This is a genomic window from Salipiger thiooxidans, from assembly GCF_900102075.1.
Taxonomy (GTDB): Bacteria; Pseudomonadota; Alphaproteobacteria; order Rhodobacterales; family Rhodobacteraceae; genus Salipiger; species Salipiger thiooxidans.
Map to the genome: position 1 here is coordinate 1 of NZ_FNAV01000065.1, position 1,938 is coordinate 1,938.

The 1,938-nt window shown below is 66.3% G+C and carries 2 protein-coding genes; both read right to left on the reverse strand.

Annotated features, from left to right (window positions below; genetic code table 11):
• Positions 1-971, reverse strand: a 971-nt coding sequence (locus BLQ77_RS28040; protein WP_165617246.1) for a relaxase/mobilization nuclease domain-containing protein, incomplete at its 3' end; no start/stop codon positions are given.
• Complete coding sequence (locus BLQ77_RS28045; protein WP_089964323.1) at positions 968-1,504, reverse strand: plasmid mobilization protein; 537 nt, start codon at positions 1,502-1,504, stop codon at positions 968-970. The genes BLQ77_RS28045 and BLQ77_RS28040, both read right to left, overlap by 4 nt.
• Between the last annotated feature and the right edge of the window lie 434 nt (positions 1,505-1,938).

Below are 1,938 nucleotides of genomic sequence, written 5' to 3' on the forward strand. Positions count from 1 at the left end.
ATCAGGGTATCGGGCTCGGCCATGAGAGAGCCTCCTTCTTCCAGGGTTTGCGCCGACGCGAAGAACGCCTGCGACAGCTTTTCCATGAACGCATTTCCGGGACCGGAGAGCGACGCGAGCAGACCAAGACTGGAATATTGCCGCGCAAAATCCTCCACGATCTCCCGGCGATAAGCCCTCTCCTCGTCGGACATCGGCGGCGGCGGGACCAGGTCCCCCCTCCCCGTCCTGTCATGCGCCGCGCGATACTCCGTCTCGCGTGACGGGTACTCGATGATCCCGCGTGACAGACGATTGGACGCCACCATGTCGATGCCATGCGCCCGCGAGAGTTCCGCATGGCGCTCGCGCATCACGTCGTAGTTCAGCTCGGACTTCATGCTGATCGACAGAAAGTTGCCCCAGTCGCAACCAACCTTGTCGACGACAAAATGCGCATGGATGTGATCGGGGTCGCGGTGGACCGCGGCCACGTAACGCCACTGATCTCCATAGTCGCCGCTGGCAAAGATCGCCTGCCCCCACTCCCGGGCCACGGCCTCGGCCGCCTCGATCCCCGTCCCCTTGGGAAAGCTCAGGATGATATGATCGGTGTGCCCGCGGCGGGGCGCCCCGCGCCAGGCCGAGGACCAGTCCTCGACGGCCCGCGCCAGCGTGGTCGACCGCAGATCGCGATCCACGCCGGCAAAGTTCGTCCAGGTGGCATGCGCTGCCTCTTCCCGGGTGATGTAATTGAGCTGCCGGGTCAGCTCTTCCCTGGAGTGACAGCCTCCGGCCCGGATCCGCTTCACCACCGACTGCGGGGAACGCTGCGCGTTGCCGGCAAAGGCCCGGAAGGAGCGGAGCTGCACGCTGCTCTGCCCCACGCCCGGAACACGGGTGCCGCTCCCGCCGCTGCGGCTGCGACGGGCCAGGTCCTCGAGCGGATAACCGAGCACGGCCTCCTGCAGGGACAGCGGGTACGAACTCATGTGTCCTCTCCCGGGAAGGTCACATCCGCCAGCGTCCGACGGCGCGCGACATTGATGAAGGTCGTCAGCGCCTCGGTGAGATCCCCCACCCGCGCGTCGATCTGCGCCACAGTCTTGCCATCGCGGGCGTTCCACTTGAGCCGCCCGGAGTTGGCGAGCTGGGTCATCTGATTGAGATTACGCCCCACCGCCACGAGCTCGCGCCGGCTCTGTGCCAGCGCCTCGATCTCCTCTACCCGCAAATCCAGCGCCCCGACCGCGAGCCGCATGAGGCGCCGAATGCCATCCGACGACGTCAGCCCCTCGGCCTCCATCAATGCCTTGAAGGCCGCGTATTCCTCGCGCGTGACCCGCGTGCTGATCACCGCGCCGTCGGTGGTCGTATGCGAGGAGACCGTCTGGTTGCGCACCCGCGCCACCGTCTGACGCGACCGTCCGCTGCGGCGGGCGATCTCGGTATCGGGCAATCCCTCGCCCACGAGGCGATTGATCTCGGTGATGTCCTTGTGGGTGAGACGGGGCCCGCGGGGCATATCGCAACCTCAAGCAGCAGACAGAATTCGAACACGCTCTATAAGCGTACAACACAATACCATTCCAGCCAACCGACCATGAGGCCGGTTTTCGCCCCTTCGGGGTATTTCCGCTTGCGGAAACCGGACAGCCTCATGGTCTCCGCTTCGCGCCCGGGGACCCGTCAGGGTCCCGCTGACAGGGCGCGGTGATCCGCAGGCCAGGAGGGGGCAATCTCGCCCCTGCGAGAGCTGCCGCCGGGGCCGTCCGCGGATCACACCCGTCCCGATGTGCCTGGGGTGGGGCGTACCGCCCCACCCCAGGCGGAGAGGGCCAATGTGCGATTTTTTTTGGCCCCCTGCACCCCGTGCGCCCCGCGCGCAATCTTCGGGCCCAAAAATCGCGGCAGGTGCTGGAACGCAGGAGAGCAGGAGAGCAGGAGAGCAGGAGAGCA